Below are 12814 nucleotides of genomic sequence, written 5' to 3'. Positions count from 1 at the left end.
TCTGAAATAGAAACGGCGGTTTAATACTCCGCGTCTCCGTAATATTTCTCGTAAAACTCCCGCTTGAACTCGGTGAAGCGGTCCTCTTCAATGGCCTTGCGCATTCCCGCCATCAGATGGATCAGGAAGTGCAGGTTGTGCTCGGTCAGAAGCATGGCGGCCATCATCTCGCCGGCCTTGAACTGGTGCCGGATGTAGGCCTTGGAATAGTGCCGGCAGGCGTAGCATGTGCACTCGTCGTCCAGCGGGCTGAAATCCTCCTCGAACTTGGCGTTCTTGATGTTGATGCGTCCGTGGGAGGTCATGGCCAGGCCGTGACGGGCGATTCTGGTCGGCTCTACGCAGTCGAACATGTCGATGTGGCGCTCGACGCCCTCGAACAGATAGTCCGGCGTGCCGACGCCCATGAGATAGCGCGGCTTGTCTTTCGGAAGGTACTCCACGCAGTCGTCCAGAACGTCCAGCATCAGCTCTTTCGGCTCGCCCACGCTCAGGCCGCCGATGGAATAGCCCGGAAGGTCCATGTCGACGATCCGCTCGGCGCTTTCCTTCCGCAGGTCCTTATACATGCCGCCCTGCATGATGCCGAAGAGGGCCTGCTTCTCCGTGTTGTGGTGGGCGTCCTTGCAGCGCTGAAGCCACCTGCAGGTCCTTCTCATGGAATCTTCAATGTATTCTCTTTCTGCAGGGTAAGGCGCGCACTCGTCGAAAGCCATCATGATGTCGGATCCCAGAGCCGTCTGGATTTCAACCGCCTTCTCCGGTGAAAGGAACTGGCGGGAACCGTCGATGTGGCTTCTGAAGGCAACGCCCTCTTCTGTGATTTTTCTGAGTTTTCCCAGAGAAAACACCTGAAATCCGCCGCTGTCGGTGAGAATGGCGCGGTCCCAGTTCATGTATTTATGGAGTCCGCCGGCCTTCCTGATGATCTCGTGGCCCGGACGCAGGAAGAGATGATAGGTATTAGACAGAATAATCTCCGCCCCCATCTCCTTCACCTGCTCCGGACGCATGGCCTTTACCGCGGCCTGGGTTCCGACCGGCATAAACACCGGCGTCTGGATGTCCCCGTGCGGAGTGTGGACGATTCCGCGCCTTGCCCCGGTTTTCTTATCTTCATGCAGCAATTCATATGTTACAGCTGGTTTGCTCATTCTTCTCTCTCCTGTTTTCTTACTTCTTTGCTTTGCAGCTAATCCATTATAGCAGACTTGCGGATGAGATTTCACGGATTTCTGCAAGTTTCTGCGGGCTGTGGTAGAATAATTTCATTAGCGGGGATTTATAATAATCCTCGTTAATTTTGTCCGGTATAAGCTTGATTATTCCGCATTTTACAGCCTTAACCCGGTTATTTTGTATCAACACATACAATACATCCAACATTAGCAGGCGAAAAACAACCATTCCTGCAGCCGGAAACTGGAAATGCTGCCACCAGACTGCAAAAACTCCTCTTCCCCGTTGAAAAAATATTATTTTTGCCATTTCAACAACAAAAATTTCGAAAGTGCTTTATATCACAGCTGCGGAGGCGGCCAAAGCAACATCTCTTGCCCAGCATTGAGAAATGTGGTTTAAATGCGGTAAGCGAAATTAAAAAGAGACTGCCGCACTAAGCTGATTTTCATAACTTAGTGAGCAGCTTCTTTCATATTCAGCTTATAACCATAATATATTCTGGCGGAAGTTCCCTGCAGAGCCAGACCTCATCGTTTCCGATAAAAAACTCAATTCCATCCTTTTCCGCCTCAGCCGCATTAATCTGAAGCAGCGCAGGATGAGCGTCATGACGTCTTCCTACCTGAAGCGCCGTCTCCTGATCGGAAGACAGGTGAACATACTGCCTCTTCATCGGAAGGAGCCCCTTTTCCATGATGCTTTTCAATGCCTGATGAGATGTCCCGTGATAAAGAATCTCAGGCGGTGCTTTCCTTTCTTTCTTCAGGATCACCGGAACAGAATGCCCGTAGCGGGCGCGGATTTTCCGATCCGTCAGCTCGAACCTGCGTTTATTCGTATGCTGAGACACATAGCGGATGTCCTTTTCCGACAGCCGCGGCGAAAAATGATGCACACGGTTCAGAGCCCGGATAAAGTCATGAAGATCTGTCCATCCCTCTTCATCCAGAGTGATTCCGTATCGATCCGGTTTATGGCGCAGAGCAACAGACATTTTCTTACTGACAAATTTCACCTTTTCCGCTGTCCATTCCAAGTTCGATTCCTCTTCCAATTTACTTGCAGCCTCTGCTCGGCTGTCCCCTGTGTTGTTTATTCCTGCTTTCTTCTTACTCATTTCCTTTGCCGTTGAGAATATCCAGCGCCTTCTGATACTTTTTCATCCGTTTATAGTCTTTTTCCGTCGGGTGCTCAAAGCGGGACAGATCCATATTATGCCGAAGATCCGACCGCTTCACCAGGACTGCATCTGGATTCTCCGCCGCCCTTCTGACATAATCGTAATAGTCTTCCCCATCCCGGCGGGACATCCGCTCTACGATCTCCTCAACCCGGTCTCCGAACAGATTCCGGATCTCTTCAAGCGTCGCATCCGTATCTTCAACGGTATCGTGAAGCATGGCCGCCGTGATAATCTCCGGATCATCCGTAAGCTCAGCAGTGAAAAGAGCCACATGAACCGGGTGCAACATGTAAGGCTTTTCTGCACGATCTTTCTGGTCTCCGTGTTTTCTCAATGCATATAGATATGCTGTCCAGATAGAAAGATAGTCTGATGGATCTTCCCCTTCTGAGACATAATACGGGCACAGCATCCCGTCAAACAAGATTGCAGCCGGTTTTGTTCCATTCGGGAACACCTTGCAGAGCTTGAGTGCTGCGCCTTTAATATCACCGCCTAATCGATCAGATTCACGAAACATACAATCCCTGCAGGGAATCTTATTAATATCCGGGTATTCCCACTTAAGCGGTGCATTGATATTCATCTCATCGGGGCTTCTCTCCATGCTTTCTTCCTCCCTTTGATCTATTGCATTTCCTGACAATAGTATAACATCAGCCTTAGTGACAATCTATGGCCTTTGAATCGGCTGATGGTGTCAAAAGTTGGGGGGAGTTTTTACTGACAGATTTCCAGGTTGTTCTGTGAGCTGTACGCAGCCTGCGCCTGGAGCGCCTCCCGGCTTCCCGATCTCTTTCTGTTTTTCCCACCAGACACCTTTCTTTACATAAAAAATAAGGCAGGGATTCCCCTCTGCCTTATTTCCCGTATCATATTCGCAAGCTTGTATTTGTCAAAAAACTATTCGATGAACATAGCATCTCCGTACGAGAAAAATCTGTACTTCTCCTTTACTGCAACATTGTAAGCCTCCAGGATCTTCTCTCGGTTATATAGGGAAGATACCAGCATGATCAGTGTGGACTTAGGCAGATGGAAGTTGGTGATCAAGGCGTTTACGATCTTCCACTCGTATCCCGGATAAATGAAAATGCCGGTATTTCCGTGTCCTGCCTTCAGAAGGTATTTTCCGCTCTTCTCATCTTTATAGGCGGCGCTTTCCATCGTTCTGGTGGATGTGGTGCCGACGGAAACAATCCGCCCACCCTCCAGAATCGTCTGGTTGATGACGTCTGCTGTTTCCGGCTTGACGTAATATTCTTCAAAGTGCATATGGTGATCTTCAATGTTCTCACACTTTACCGGACGGAAGGTTCCGATTCCGACATGAAGCGTTACATAAGCCAGCTTTACGCCCTTATCCTGAGCCTTTTTCAGGAGTTCTTTGGTGAAATGAAGGCCGGCAGTCGGCGCCGCAACAGAACCGTCATAATGTGCATAGACGGTCTGATACATATTCTTATCTTCTTCATCGCTCGGACGCTCGATATACGGTGGAAGCGGCATGCTGCCCAGTTCTTCCAGGCGCTCCATGAAGATGCCGTCATAGTGGAATTCCACGATTCTGGTTCCGTCTTTACCATATTCCAGAATCTCCGCCTCCAGCTTTCCGTCTCCAAAATCGACCTTATCTCCAGGCTTCAGGCGTCTTCCCGGGCGGACCAGCGTCTCCCAGCGGTCCCCTTCGATCCGCTTGCTCAGCAGAAACTCGACGTGCGCACCGGTTTTTTCCTTAATGCCGAAAATTCTGGCCGGAATAACCTTGGAGTCATTCATGACCAGACAGTCTCCCGGATGAAGATAGTCCAGGATATCATAAAAATGCCGGTGTTCAATGCTTCCCTTCGCGCGGTTAAGCACCATCAGGCGGCATTCATCTCTCTGCTCCATCGGTGTCTGCGCAATCAGTTCCTTCGGCAGATCATAATCAAATTCTTCAATGTTCATTTCAATACTTCCTTTATATTTTATTTTCTCTTCATTCTTATTCTATCCGGTCATGAATAAATGTAAATACAGCGGCGTATTTTCAGACATCATAAAATACCGTGCACCGCCGCTCCGGTCCGGTCAGTTTTCTACTCTTCTTCTGAAACTTCCGGATGATCTCCCGGGAACAAATCCGAAAGCCCAAGGTGGTCATAGGCAAGCTGTGTCGCCATACGTCCTTTCTGCGTCCGGAACAGAAGGCCTGACTGGATCAGATAGGGCTCATGCGCATCCTCCAGAGTGACTCGTTCCTCACCCAGGGACGCGGCGATTGTATCAATTCCAACCGGTCCGCCATGAAAACGCGTAATTATCGTCCGCAGCATTTCCCGGTCCAGCCGCTCCAGTCCCAGCTCGTCAATACCCAGTGCCTTCATGGCAAGCTGGGTGATCGAAGCGTCGATGTGTCCATCACCTTTTACCTGAGAAAAGTCCCGGATACGTTTAAGAAGACGGTTGGCGACACGCGGCGTTCCTCTGGAGCATCTGGCGATTTCCATCAGCGCGTCATCGTCAATGCCGATTCCCATGATTCCGGCGGATCTTCTGACGATTTCTGCAAGCTCTTCGGGTTCATACATATCAAATTTGCAGATGACGCCAAAACGGTCTCTGAGCGGAGCAGACAGACTGCCCGCGCGGGTCGTCGCGCCAATCAGGGTGAACCTGGCAATATCCAGGCGGATCGACCTTGCTGATGGGCCTTTGCCGATGATAATGTCCAGCGCGTAGTCCTCCATGGCGGAGTACAGAACCTCCTCGACCGCGCGGTTTAAACGGTGAATCTCATCGATAAACAGCACATCGTTATCATTCAGATTCGTCAGAATCGCAGCCAGGTCCCCGGCGCGCCCGATTGCAGGACCGCTGGTCACCTTGATTTCAACGCCCAGCTCGTTTGCGATAATCCCTGCAAGCGTTGTCTTTCCAAGTCCCGGAGGACCGTAGAACAGTACGTGGTCCAGCGGCTCCCCGCGCATTTTCGCAGCCTCGATAAATACCTTTAAATTGTCTTTGACCTTTGACTGGCCGATAAAATCTCCCAGATACTGCGGACGCAGCGTCTTTTCATTATGTTCTTCCTCAATGGATAGCGGAGATCCCTGCGTTATCCGTTCGTCCATGAATGTCAGCCCTTCCTGTCATCCGTCCGGATGTGTTTTCTTCCTCATCTATACTTCTTATATTTCCTGCCTGAAAGACAGAATCCCTGATTTCTGCTAAAACAGATTCTTCAAGGCAGCCTTGATGTAGCCCTCGCTGTCGAGATCCTCCTCTTCAACGAGCCGAACTGCCTCTTCCGCCTCTGCATGGCTGTAACCCAGCGCTTCCAGGGCTTCCACGGCAATCTTCCGTTCGCTTCCTTCTGCCGCAGATGCGATGGCTTCCTTACCGCCTGCTTCAGCCGGATTGAAGTCCACCTTATCTTTCAGCTCCAGAATAATGCGGTCCGCCGTACGCTTGCCGACTCCCTGAGCCTGCTGCACTACAGACGGATCTTCCATGGCAATTGCCCGTTTCAGCTCCTGAAGCGGCGCCGTTCCCATAATCGACAGCGCAGCCTTGGAGCCTACGCCTTTTACCGTCGTCAGCAGCTGGAACAATTCCAGTTCCTGCTCATTCTGAAAACCATACAGGCTGATTTCCGTCTCTCTGACTGCCATCGATGTATACACCTGAACATCGTCGCCCTCCACACATTTATACAGCGGAGAATTTCCCGGAATAAACACCCGGAAACCGATGCCGGACGCCGTCACGATGATCACTGTGCCATCCATCTGCGGATGAATTTTTCCCTGTAAAAACCGAATCATATTTCTTCCAATCTATTATATCCAACAATCTTCCATCTTATCGCATTCTGTAAATATTTCAACCGTTTCCGGACAAAAGGCAGCCGGCAAGAGGTTAAATTCCTTTACGGATACGGAGTTTATGCCCCGGCTGGGCTTTCAGCAGTTCGTCCAGCTTTTTCTTTTGTTTCCGCGACGCATAGGCGTGTCCGTGACAGACCGCCGCGGCGACCGCATCTGCCGTATCATCCGGCTTCGGAACCTCCTCCAGATTCAGAATGGCCTTGACCATTTCCTGCACCTGCTTCTTATCTGCTCTTCCGTAACCTACCAGACCCTGCTTGATCTGAAGCGGTGTGTATTCATTTACTTCAAGGCCCGCATTGACGCAGGCAAGGATGGCAATTCCCCTTGCCTCGCCTACATGGATAACCGTTTTCGCATTCGTGTTGAAGAACAGTTCTTCGATCGATGCTTCCTGCGGCTGGTAAATCTGAATAATCGATTTCAGCTCCGTATAAAGATGCTGAAGGCGGAATTCCATCGGTGTTCCCGCGTCTGTCGTAATCGCGCCGTAATCCACCGCCTGAAAGTGATTCCCCTTCATATCAATAATGGCCCATCCCATAATCGCATACCCCGGGTCGATACCGAGAATTCTCATTGACAACCATCCGCCTTTCTTTTTTAATAAATTCTTCCATAACCCCTTGCAAAACTGATGAACTCAGTATATCATAAGAACATACGTTTGTCCATACGAACAGAAAAGAAACATATTTTCCCGGAAGCGCATTTTTATTCCTCGGATAAATAAATGATTATTCATTTTCTCTAATAACTATGGTATAATCGATGTATAGTTATACACGAGCAGGAGGATGAATATGCGTTATTCCAGACAAAATAAAATACTAGAACTGATCAGCAAGTATGAGATCGAAACCCAGGATAAACTGGCAGCCATGCTGCGCAAGGAAGGATTTGAAGTCACACAGGCTACAATTTCCAGAGATATCAAGGAACTGCAGCTGATTAAGACTCTCTCTTCCAGCGGAAAGTATAAGTATGCTGTCAGCAAACGCTCTGATGCTCCGATTTCCGACCGCTTCATTAAGATTTTCAAGGAAACGGTATTAAGCTTCAATGCAGTAAACAACCTGATCCTGATAAAAACCCTTTCAGGATGCGGAAGCGCAGCTGCGGAAGCAGTAGATAATATCGGCGTAGAGCACATCGCAGGAACAGTTGCCGGCGACAACACCATGCTGATTGTCGTCGATGATGAAAAGAATGTCGATGAAATTCTGGGATTATTCAACAAGATGCTGACCGCAAAGAAGCAGGAAAACTAGTCTGCTTCAGCTGCGGCTCCAGAAGAAGGCAGAAATCTCTTAAGGCGGGTCATTATGCGGATTGACCTGCCCTTTTTATCTGCTGCACGACTCATCACTTCTGATCTTCTGAGTATCGGATAATGGAGAAGCAGAAATGATTGAACACATCAGAATATCGGATTTTGCGATTATCAAATCAACCGATGTGGATTTTCATCCGGGTCTGAATGTCATTACCGGTGAAACAGGCAGCGGAAAATCAATTATCATTGAGGCGATGAGCCTTGCTCTTGGCGCACGTGCGGATTCATCCTTTGTCCGGCGGGGCGCGGAGAAGGCAAAAATCCAGATGCAGGCTGATCTGGACGGTGAATCCTGCATCATTACGCGTGAACTCAGCAGAAATGGACGTAATCTCTGCCGGCTGAACGGTGACCTGGTCTCCTTAAGTCAGATTCAGGAAGCCGCAGGAAGAATTGCGGACATTCACGGCCAGTACGATAATCAGGCCCTGCTGGATCCGGAACGTCATATGGAACTGGTGGACGCCTTCCGGCATGAGGATATCCGTTCCCGCTTTCAGGCGTTTACCTCTGCCTATGTCAATTACAAGGCTGTACGCGGAAAACTGAACAAGCTCCTTCACGATGAACGCGAGAACAGAAGAAGAGTCAATCTCTGCCGCTATGAACTTCAGGAAATCGATGCGGCTCAGCTCCGCGTCGGTGAAGATACTGAATTGAATGAACGGATCTCTGTACTGAAAAACAGTGAAAAGATCTTCCAGGCCATGAACATGGCCCAGGAACTCCTCAACGGGGGCGAAGAAAACGCAGAGAATATGATCGGCCAGGCAGAAGCACAGATTTCCTCTGTCGCCTCTTTTTCAAGCGATCTGAAGGAAATTTCGGGGCTGTTGGGTGGAATCAGCGCTGACCTTCAGGAACTGAATGATCGCATCCGCACAGTCACGGAAAAGACGGATTTTCAGCCGGGTGAAGTAGATCAGGTGATCAGCCGCCTCGATCTGATTGACAGCCTGAAAAGTAAGTACGGCCGCTCCATCGAAGAAATTCTCTCTTACAGAGACCGGATTGCCGGAGAACTGGAACTGGTGGAAAACTTTGAGGACCAGAAAGCCGGTCTGGAAAAGCAGACAAAAGCCGCCCTGGACGTCCTGAAGGAGAAAACAGCTTCTCTTACGGAGGCAAGAAAAAGAAGTGCGGCCGAGCTGGAAGCTGCCATTGAGCGGGAACTTCACGATCTGAATTTTCCTTACGCCCAGCTGCAGATTACCATCGAGAAGGCGCCGGCCATCACCTCTTCCGGAGGAGATCTCTGCGAATTTCTGATCAGCACCAATAAGGGAGAACCTCTGAAATCCCTTGCCAAGACTGCTTCCGGAGGAGAAATTTCCAGAATCATGCTGGCTATTAAGAACGTCATCGGAGACGATGACCAGATTCCGACCATGATATTCGATGAAATCGATACCGGAATCAGCGGAATCACCGCCAGCGTTGTTGCAAGGAAACTCCAGCAGATCGCAAAGAATCACCAGATCATCTGCATCACCCACCTGCCGCAGATTGCCGCAGCCGCAGACACCAATTACCGGATTTACAAGGATTCTGATGATGATGCGACCTACTCCCACATCCAGCTGCTGAATCCGGAGCAGAAAACTGCGGAGATCGCTCGTCTCCTCGGCGGTGACGCAGTGACAGACCTGACGATGAAAAGCGCGGAGCAGCTGATTTGGGCTATGGAAAAACACCGGCAGTAAATCTTGGAGTGTTTCTGCTCTCTGCTCTTTGGAGCAGGCAGATACCTGGCTGTACCGTTCATATCTGGATGAAAGCCGAAATCCCCGCTTCACCGGGAACCTTGAAATGGCAGGCTTGGTGGTGAAACGGGGATTTACTGTTTTTGCGTCTGTTCAGTTCTTCCTTCAGGCTTTCCCTCAGATCCTTGCAATATACATTTCCAGCGCCGTTCTTCCGTCCAGGAGTCCGCTGACGATATTTTCATTTGTTTCGTAAATTTCCATGGTCATATCCTGAAGTTTCTCAAGGCTGTAGCGCCGTGCATAATTCATAGCTTTTTTGATTCTGTATTCATTGATTCCTGTATATTTACTAATCCAGGCGGCTGTTACCCGGCCGCCTCTTTTGTCCATGAATTCTCTGATTTCCAGCATCAGCTCGACCTGGCTGGCAATGGCTCCGACAATACTTCCGGCTTCATTGCTGTTTTCTCTCAGCTTGTTATGGAGGATCTGAAAAGCGCTTTTTTTATCGTTTCCGCTGATCCCGTCCAGCAGATTGAAAATGAAGGTATCTCCATCGCCGGAAATCATGGATTCAATTTCTTCTCTTCTGATGGCATTCCCCTCTGAATGGGCGATGATTTTCTGAAGATCGTTTTCAAACTGAAAGAGATGATAACTGCTTTCTTTATTAAAATATCCTGTGCTCTGCACCAGATACCGCATATCTGCACGGCTGATGACTTTCCCTGCCGCCTGAAAGCGTTTATGGGCAAAGGACATCAGCTCCTGCTCACTGAGATCGTCAAAGGAATACCAGGACCCCTCTTTTTTCAGGGCTTTCAAAACTTTTGCCCGGCCATCAATTTCTGCAGAGGAGAAAATGAGAATGGCGGAGGGATTCGGATTTTTCAGGTATGCAAGAATAAGTTCTGCATCATGTTCTGAGATTCCCCTGGTCTGCTTCAGAGCTGTGAAATTTTTTACCCAGACGACACGCTTTTTAGAAAGCATCGGGAAAGTTTCGCATTGCTTCAGAATATCCGGAATTTCTGCTTCCTGTCCATCGATCACGGAGCAGTCAACAGCTTTTGCTGCAGGATGAATAAATCTTTTGATCATCCAGTTTCCGGCCCAGTTGATCAGATATTCTTCTTCTCCGGAAAACAAAACAACCGGCTTGACTGCTCCGCTTTTCAGCTCGCTGATAAAGATCTGATAACCGCGTTTTGGGCGCATTTTCTGATACATACTGCTCTTCCTCCTTGCTGCAATTATTTTTGTCCTTCGATGATCTTCTCCTCAGCGGCCTCATCCTCTGCGTTCGCCGGCACAGACCTGCGGTGGCCGAACAGCGCCAGCAAAATGACGCCCAGCAGGATCAGAACGGTTCCGGCGTAATCGAAGAGTGTGAGCGTCATGCCGAGTGCCGCAACGGTCAGAATGGTGGATACGACCGGCTCGACGGTCTCAAACAGGCTTCCCTGCACGGCTCCGAGGATGCGGACGCCCTCCATGTAGGCTGCCTGCGCCACGACGGTGCCAAAGATGATCACGCCAAGGAAACACAGCCAGCCTTTTACGTCCATATGGACAGGCGCGTCCCAGAAATGAGAGAAGGGGATCATGCAGATTCCGCTGATCAGCATGGCCCAGCCGGTCACCGGGCCGGCTCCGTAACGCGCAAGAATATGCCCTGGCTGAACGTTGTAGATCGCGGCAGAGAGCGCGGCTCCGAAGCCGAAAATCAGGGCCAGTCTGGTGATTGCAAGGGAATTCAGGTTTCCATGCGTGGTAATCAGGAAGGCTCCGGTCATGACAAGCAGCAGAACCAGAACTTCAATGCGGGACGGCATCCTTTTATCGATGAACACATAGAACAAAAGGACCAGAATCGGCGCAGATCCCTGCAGAACGGTTGCTGTGCTCGGATTCGATACCTGGACCGCAAGGAAATATACCAGCTGACACGGAAGCATGCCGATAAAGGAAAAGATGATTTCATCTCTGAACGATCGGCGATCCCGGAAGATAGAGAATACCTTTTTTCCGCTTTTCAGCGCAATATAGAGAACCGTGACCAGACCCGCGAGAAGAAGTCTGTAGGTGACCAGAAGCTTCGCATCAAATCCGTTATGTTCGAACAGATAGCTTCCCATGACGCCGGAGCAGCCCCACAGGATGCCTCCCGTCAGCGCCATGAAAATGCCGATCTTCTTACTGCTGTGCTTCATTTCTGCCGATTTCCCCATCTTTCTGTTTCCCTTTCCCCTTGCTGCGTTTAATGCGGGTCTTCACTCTGCATCTAAAAAACCGTATAGTCCATGATAACATATCTGCCGTATTTTGTCCTGAATAAGGCTGCGTTACAGTCTCACATACTATCAGCTTGGCAGGTCTCTTGCCGCTCCACAGCTCTTGATCAACATCTGGATCCCTGAAGCTTCTGCCAGGTCACAGGATCAAAAAAGACAGAGCAGGAATATTCCCGCTCTGTCCTGAACTTTTTGCCTTTGTTAAAGGCTATTCCGGCTGGCAGAACATGTAAACCCGTTTAAACATGTTCATCCATCAAACCATTCCAGCTGAATACGCATTAAATCTGTCCTTACAGATTCTCTTTCATGAACTTGGAAACTGCTTCGCATGCAGCATCCTCATCGTCGCCCTCAAAGGTAAACTCGACTGTGGATCCCTGCTTTGCGCCGAGAGACATTACGCCCAGTGTCTTGGAAGCCTTTACGCTCTTTCCGTCCTTGGAAATCATGATTGTGCTGTTGAAGCTCTTTACCAGCTTAACGAGCTGTCCTGCCGGTCTTGCATGGATTCCTTCTGGATCTGTAATGACATAGCTGAAATTTTTCATTTTATAGTTCCTTTCTCCTCATACAAATACAACGAAAACGATATTCATGCGGTATGCGCATAATCATCCTGATTCTTTTCCTGATTTCATTATACACGAAATATACTATAATGACATGCTTATTTCAATCCTGCATTTTCCTTTTCCTCATCCGTCCACTTTTCTATCGTGAAATAGGAAGTGCGGATGTGGCAGTATCCGCCCGGATGTTTCTCCAGGTATTTCTGATGATATTCCTCGGCGGAATAGAAATTCTGCAGCGGCTCAAGCTGAACGGCCAGTTTCTTCCCAAGCTTCTCCTCTTCTCGATGATAAATCTCCCGTATTTCAGGAAGCTGGTCCTCATCCGTATAGAAAATGCCGGTCCGGTACTGGATGCCGCTGTCCGCCCCCTGGCGGTTGACGGAAAGCGGATCAATAACCAGAAAATAGTATTTCAGAAGCTGCTTCAGACTGATTTTCTCTTCATCATAGACCACCTTCACGGTTTCCGCGTGGCCGCTGTTTTCACAGACCTCTTCATAAGTCGGTATATGTTCTGGCTGACCTGCCTTTTCCGGCCCGTTGGCATAGCCTGCTTCCGTTGATATAACCCCGTCAAACTGGTCGAAATACTTCTGGACGCCCCAGAAACAGCCGCCGGCCAGGTAAATGATCTTCTTCATTAACGATTTCCTCCAAAACGAATGA

At 49.4% G+C, this 12814-nt stretch carries 13 protein-coding genes; 2 read left to right on the top strand and 11 right to left on the bottom strand.

Going from position 1 to position 12814, the window contains the following annotated elements; genetic code table 11:
* Positions 1 to 20 precede the first annotated feature (20 nt).
* From tgt to ruvC, 7 genes are all read right to left on the bottom strand, one after another.
* Complete coding sequence (gene tgt, locus ACI77B_RS07420) at positions 21 to 1154, bottom strand: tRNA guanosine(34) transglycosylase Tgt (protein WP_409336249.1); 1134 nt, start codon at positions 1152 to 1154, stop codon at positions 21 to 23.
* 503 nt (positions 1155 to 1657) lie between these two features.
* Complete coding sequence (locus ACI77B_RS07415; protein WP_409336248.1) at positions 1658 to 2218, bottom strand: RNA 2'-phosphotransferase; 561 nt, start codon at positions 2216 to 2218, stop codon at positions 1658 to 1660.
* Positions 2219 to 2291: 73 nt separating this feature from the next.
* On the bottom strand, positions 2292 to 2972 hold the full coding sequence (locus tag ACI77B_RS07410; protein ID WP_409336247.1) for an HD domain-containing protein: 681 nt from the start codon (positions 2970 to 2972) through the stop codon (positions 2292 to 2294).
* 296 nt (positions 2973 to 3268) lie between these two features.
* The gene (gene queA / locus ACI77B_RS07405; protein ID WP_409336246.1) at positions 3269 to 4315 is read right to left on the bottom strand and encodes a tRNA preQ1(34) S-adenosylmethionine ribosyltransferase-isomerase QueA; all 1047 of its coding nucleotides are present in this window, start codon (positions 4313 to 4315) and stop codon (positions 3269 to 3271) included.
* 131 nt (positions 4316 to 4446) lie between these two features.
* Positions 4447 to 5481: a Holliday junction branch migration DNA helicase RuvB gene (gene ruvB, locus ACI77B_RS07400; RefSeq protein ID WP_409336245.1), complete on the bottom strand. Its 1035-nt coding sequence runs from the start codon at positions 5479 to 5481 to the stop codon at positions 4447 to 4449.
* Positions 5482 to 5577: 96 nt separating this feature from the next.
* A complete protein-coding gene (gene ruvA, locus ACI77B_RS07395; RefSeq protein WP_409336244.1) occupies positions 5578 to 6174 on the bottom strand; it encodes a Holliday junction branch migration protein RuvA in 597 nt (198 codons plus the stop codon).
* 94 nt (positions 6175 to 6268) lie between these two features.
* Positions 6269 to 6817, bottom strand: a complete 549-nt coding sequence (gene ruvC / locus ACI77B_RS07390) for a crossover junction endodeoxyribonuclease RuvC (RefSeq protein ID WP_409336243.1) — start codon at positions 6815 to 6817, stop codon at positions 6269 to 6271.
* A 223-nt stretch (positions 6818 to 7040) separates the two neighbouring features.
* Between ruvC and ACI77B_RS07385 the strand changes: the two genes are divergently transcribed.
* Both ACI77B_RS07385 and recN read left to right on the top strand, forming a co-directional pair.
* Positions 7041 to 7508, top strand: a complete 468-nt coding sequence (locus tag ACI77B_RS07385) for an arginine repressor (RefSeq protein ID WP_409336242.1) — start codon at positions 7041 to 7043, stop codon at positions 7506 to 7508.
* Positions 7509 to 7644: 136 nt separating this feature from the next.
* Positions 7645 to 9276, top strand: a complete 1632-nt coding sequence (gene recN / locus ACI77B_RS07380) for a DNA repair protein RecN (protein WP_409336241.1) — start codon at positions 7645 to 7647, stop codon at positions 9274 to 9276.
* A gap of 177 nt (positions 9277 to 9453) precedes the next feature.
* On the opposite strand, the gene holA is transcribed toward recN, so the two are convergent.
* From holA to msrA, 4 genes are all read right to left on the bottom strand, one after another.
* Positions 9454 to 10509 (bottom strand): DNA polymerase III subunit delta, encoded by a 1056-nt coding sequence (gene holA / locus ACI77B_RS07375; RefSeq protein ID WP_409336240.1) that lies wholly within the window; start codon positions 10507 to 10509, stop codon positions 9454 to 9456.
* 23 nt (positions 10510 to 10532) lie between these two features.
* The gene (locus ACI77B_RS07370; RefSeq protein WP_409336239.1) at positions 10533 to 11492 is read right to left on the bottom strand and encodes a DMT family transporter; all 960 of its coding nucleotides are present in this window, start codon (positions 11490 to 11492) and stop codon (positions 10533 to 10535) included.
* 374 nt (positions 11493 to 11866) lie between these two features.
* Positions 11867 to 12124, bottom strand: a complete 258-nt coding sequence (locus tag ACI77B_RS07365; RefSeq protein ID WP_178263733.1) for an HPr family phosphocarrier protein — start codon at positions 12122 to 12124, stop codon at positions 11867 to 11869.
* 119 nt (positions 12125 to 12243) lie between these two features.
* A complete protein-coding gene (gene msrA / locus ACI77B_RS07360) occupies positions 12244 to 12789 on the bottom strand; it encodes a peptide-methionine (S)-S-oxide reductase MsrA (protein ID WP_409336238.1) in 546 nt (181 codons plus the stop codon).
* Positions 12790 to 12814 lie beyond the last annotated feature (25 nt).

Origin of the sequence: Eubacterium sp. F2 (assembly GCF_046244355.1) — a bacterium.
Lineage (GTDB): Bacteria > Bacillota > Clostridia > Peptostreptococcales > Anaerovoracaceae > Aminicella.
The sequence above is the reverse complement of the archived record's forward strand: the minus strand, read 5'-3'. Positions and strand labels throughout refer to the sequence as shown.

Bases quoted from the DNA above. Each gene is read 5' to 3' on its own strand.
- tgt (WP_409336249.1), bottom strand. From the start codon at position 1,154: ATGAGCAAACCAGCTGTAACATATGAATTGCTGCATGAAGATAAGAAA.
- ACI77B_RS07410 (WP_409336247.1), bottom strand. From the start codon at position 2,972: ATGGAGAGAAGCCCCGATGAGATGAATATCAATGCACCGCTTAAGTGG.
- queA (WP_409336246.1), bottom strand. From the start codon at position 4,315: ATGAACATTGAAGAATTTGATTATGATCTGCCGAAGGAACTGATTGCG.
- ruvB (WP_409336245.1), bottom strand. From the start codon at position 5,481: ATGGACGAACGGATAACGCAGGGATCTCCGCTATCCATTGAGGAAGAA.
- ruvA (WP_409336244.1), bottom strand. From the start codon at position 6,174: ATGATTCGGTTTTTACAGGGAAAAATTCATCCGCAGATGGATGGCACA.
- ruvC (WP_409336243.1), bottom strand. From the start codon at position 6,817: ATGAGAATTCTCGGTATCGACCCGGGGTATGCGATTATGGGATGGGCC.
- ACI77B_RS07385 (WP_409336242.1), top strand. From the start codon at position 7,041: ATGCGTTATTCCAGACAAAATAAAATACTAGAACTGATCAGCAAGTAT.
- recN (WP_409336241.1), top strand. From the start codon at position 7,645: ATGATTGAACACATCAGAATATCGGATTTTGCGATTATCAAATCAACC.
- holA (WP_409336240.1), bottom strand. From the start codon at position 10,509: ATGTATCAGAAAATGCGCCCAAAACGCGGTTATCAGATCTTTATCAGC.
- ACI77B_RS07370 (WP_409336239.1), bottom strand. From the start codon at position 11,492: ATGAAGCACAGCAGTAAGAAGATCGGCATTTTCATGGCGCTGACGGGA.
- ACI77B_RS07365 (WP_178263733.1), bottom strand. From the start codon at position 12,124: ATGAAAAATTTCAGCTATGTCATTACAGATCCAGAAGGAATCCATGCA.
- msrA (WP_409336238.1), bottom strand. From the start codon at position 12,789: ATGAAGAAGATCATTTACCTGGCCGGCGGCTGTTTCTGGGGCGTCCAG.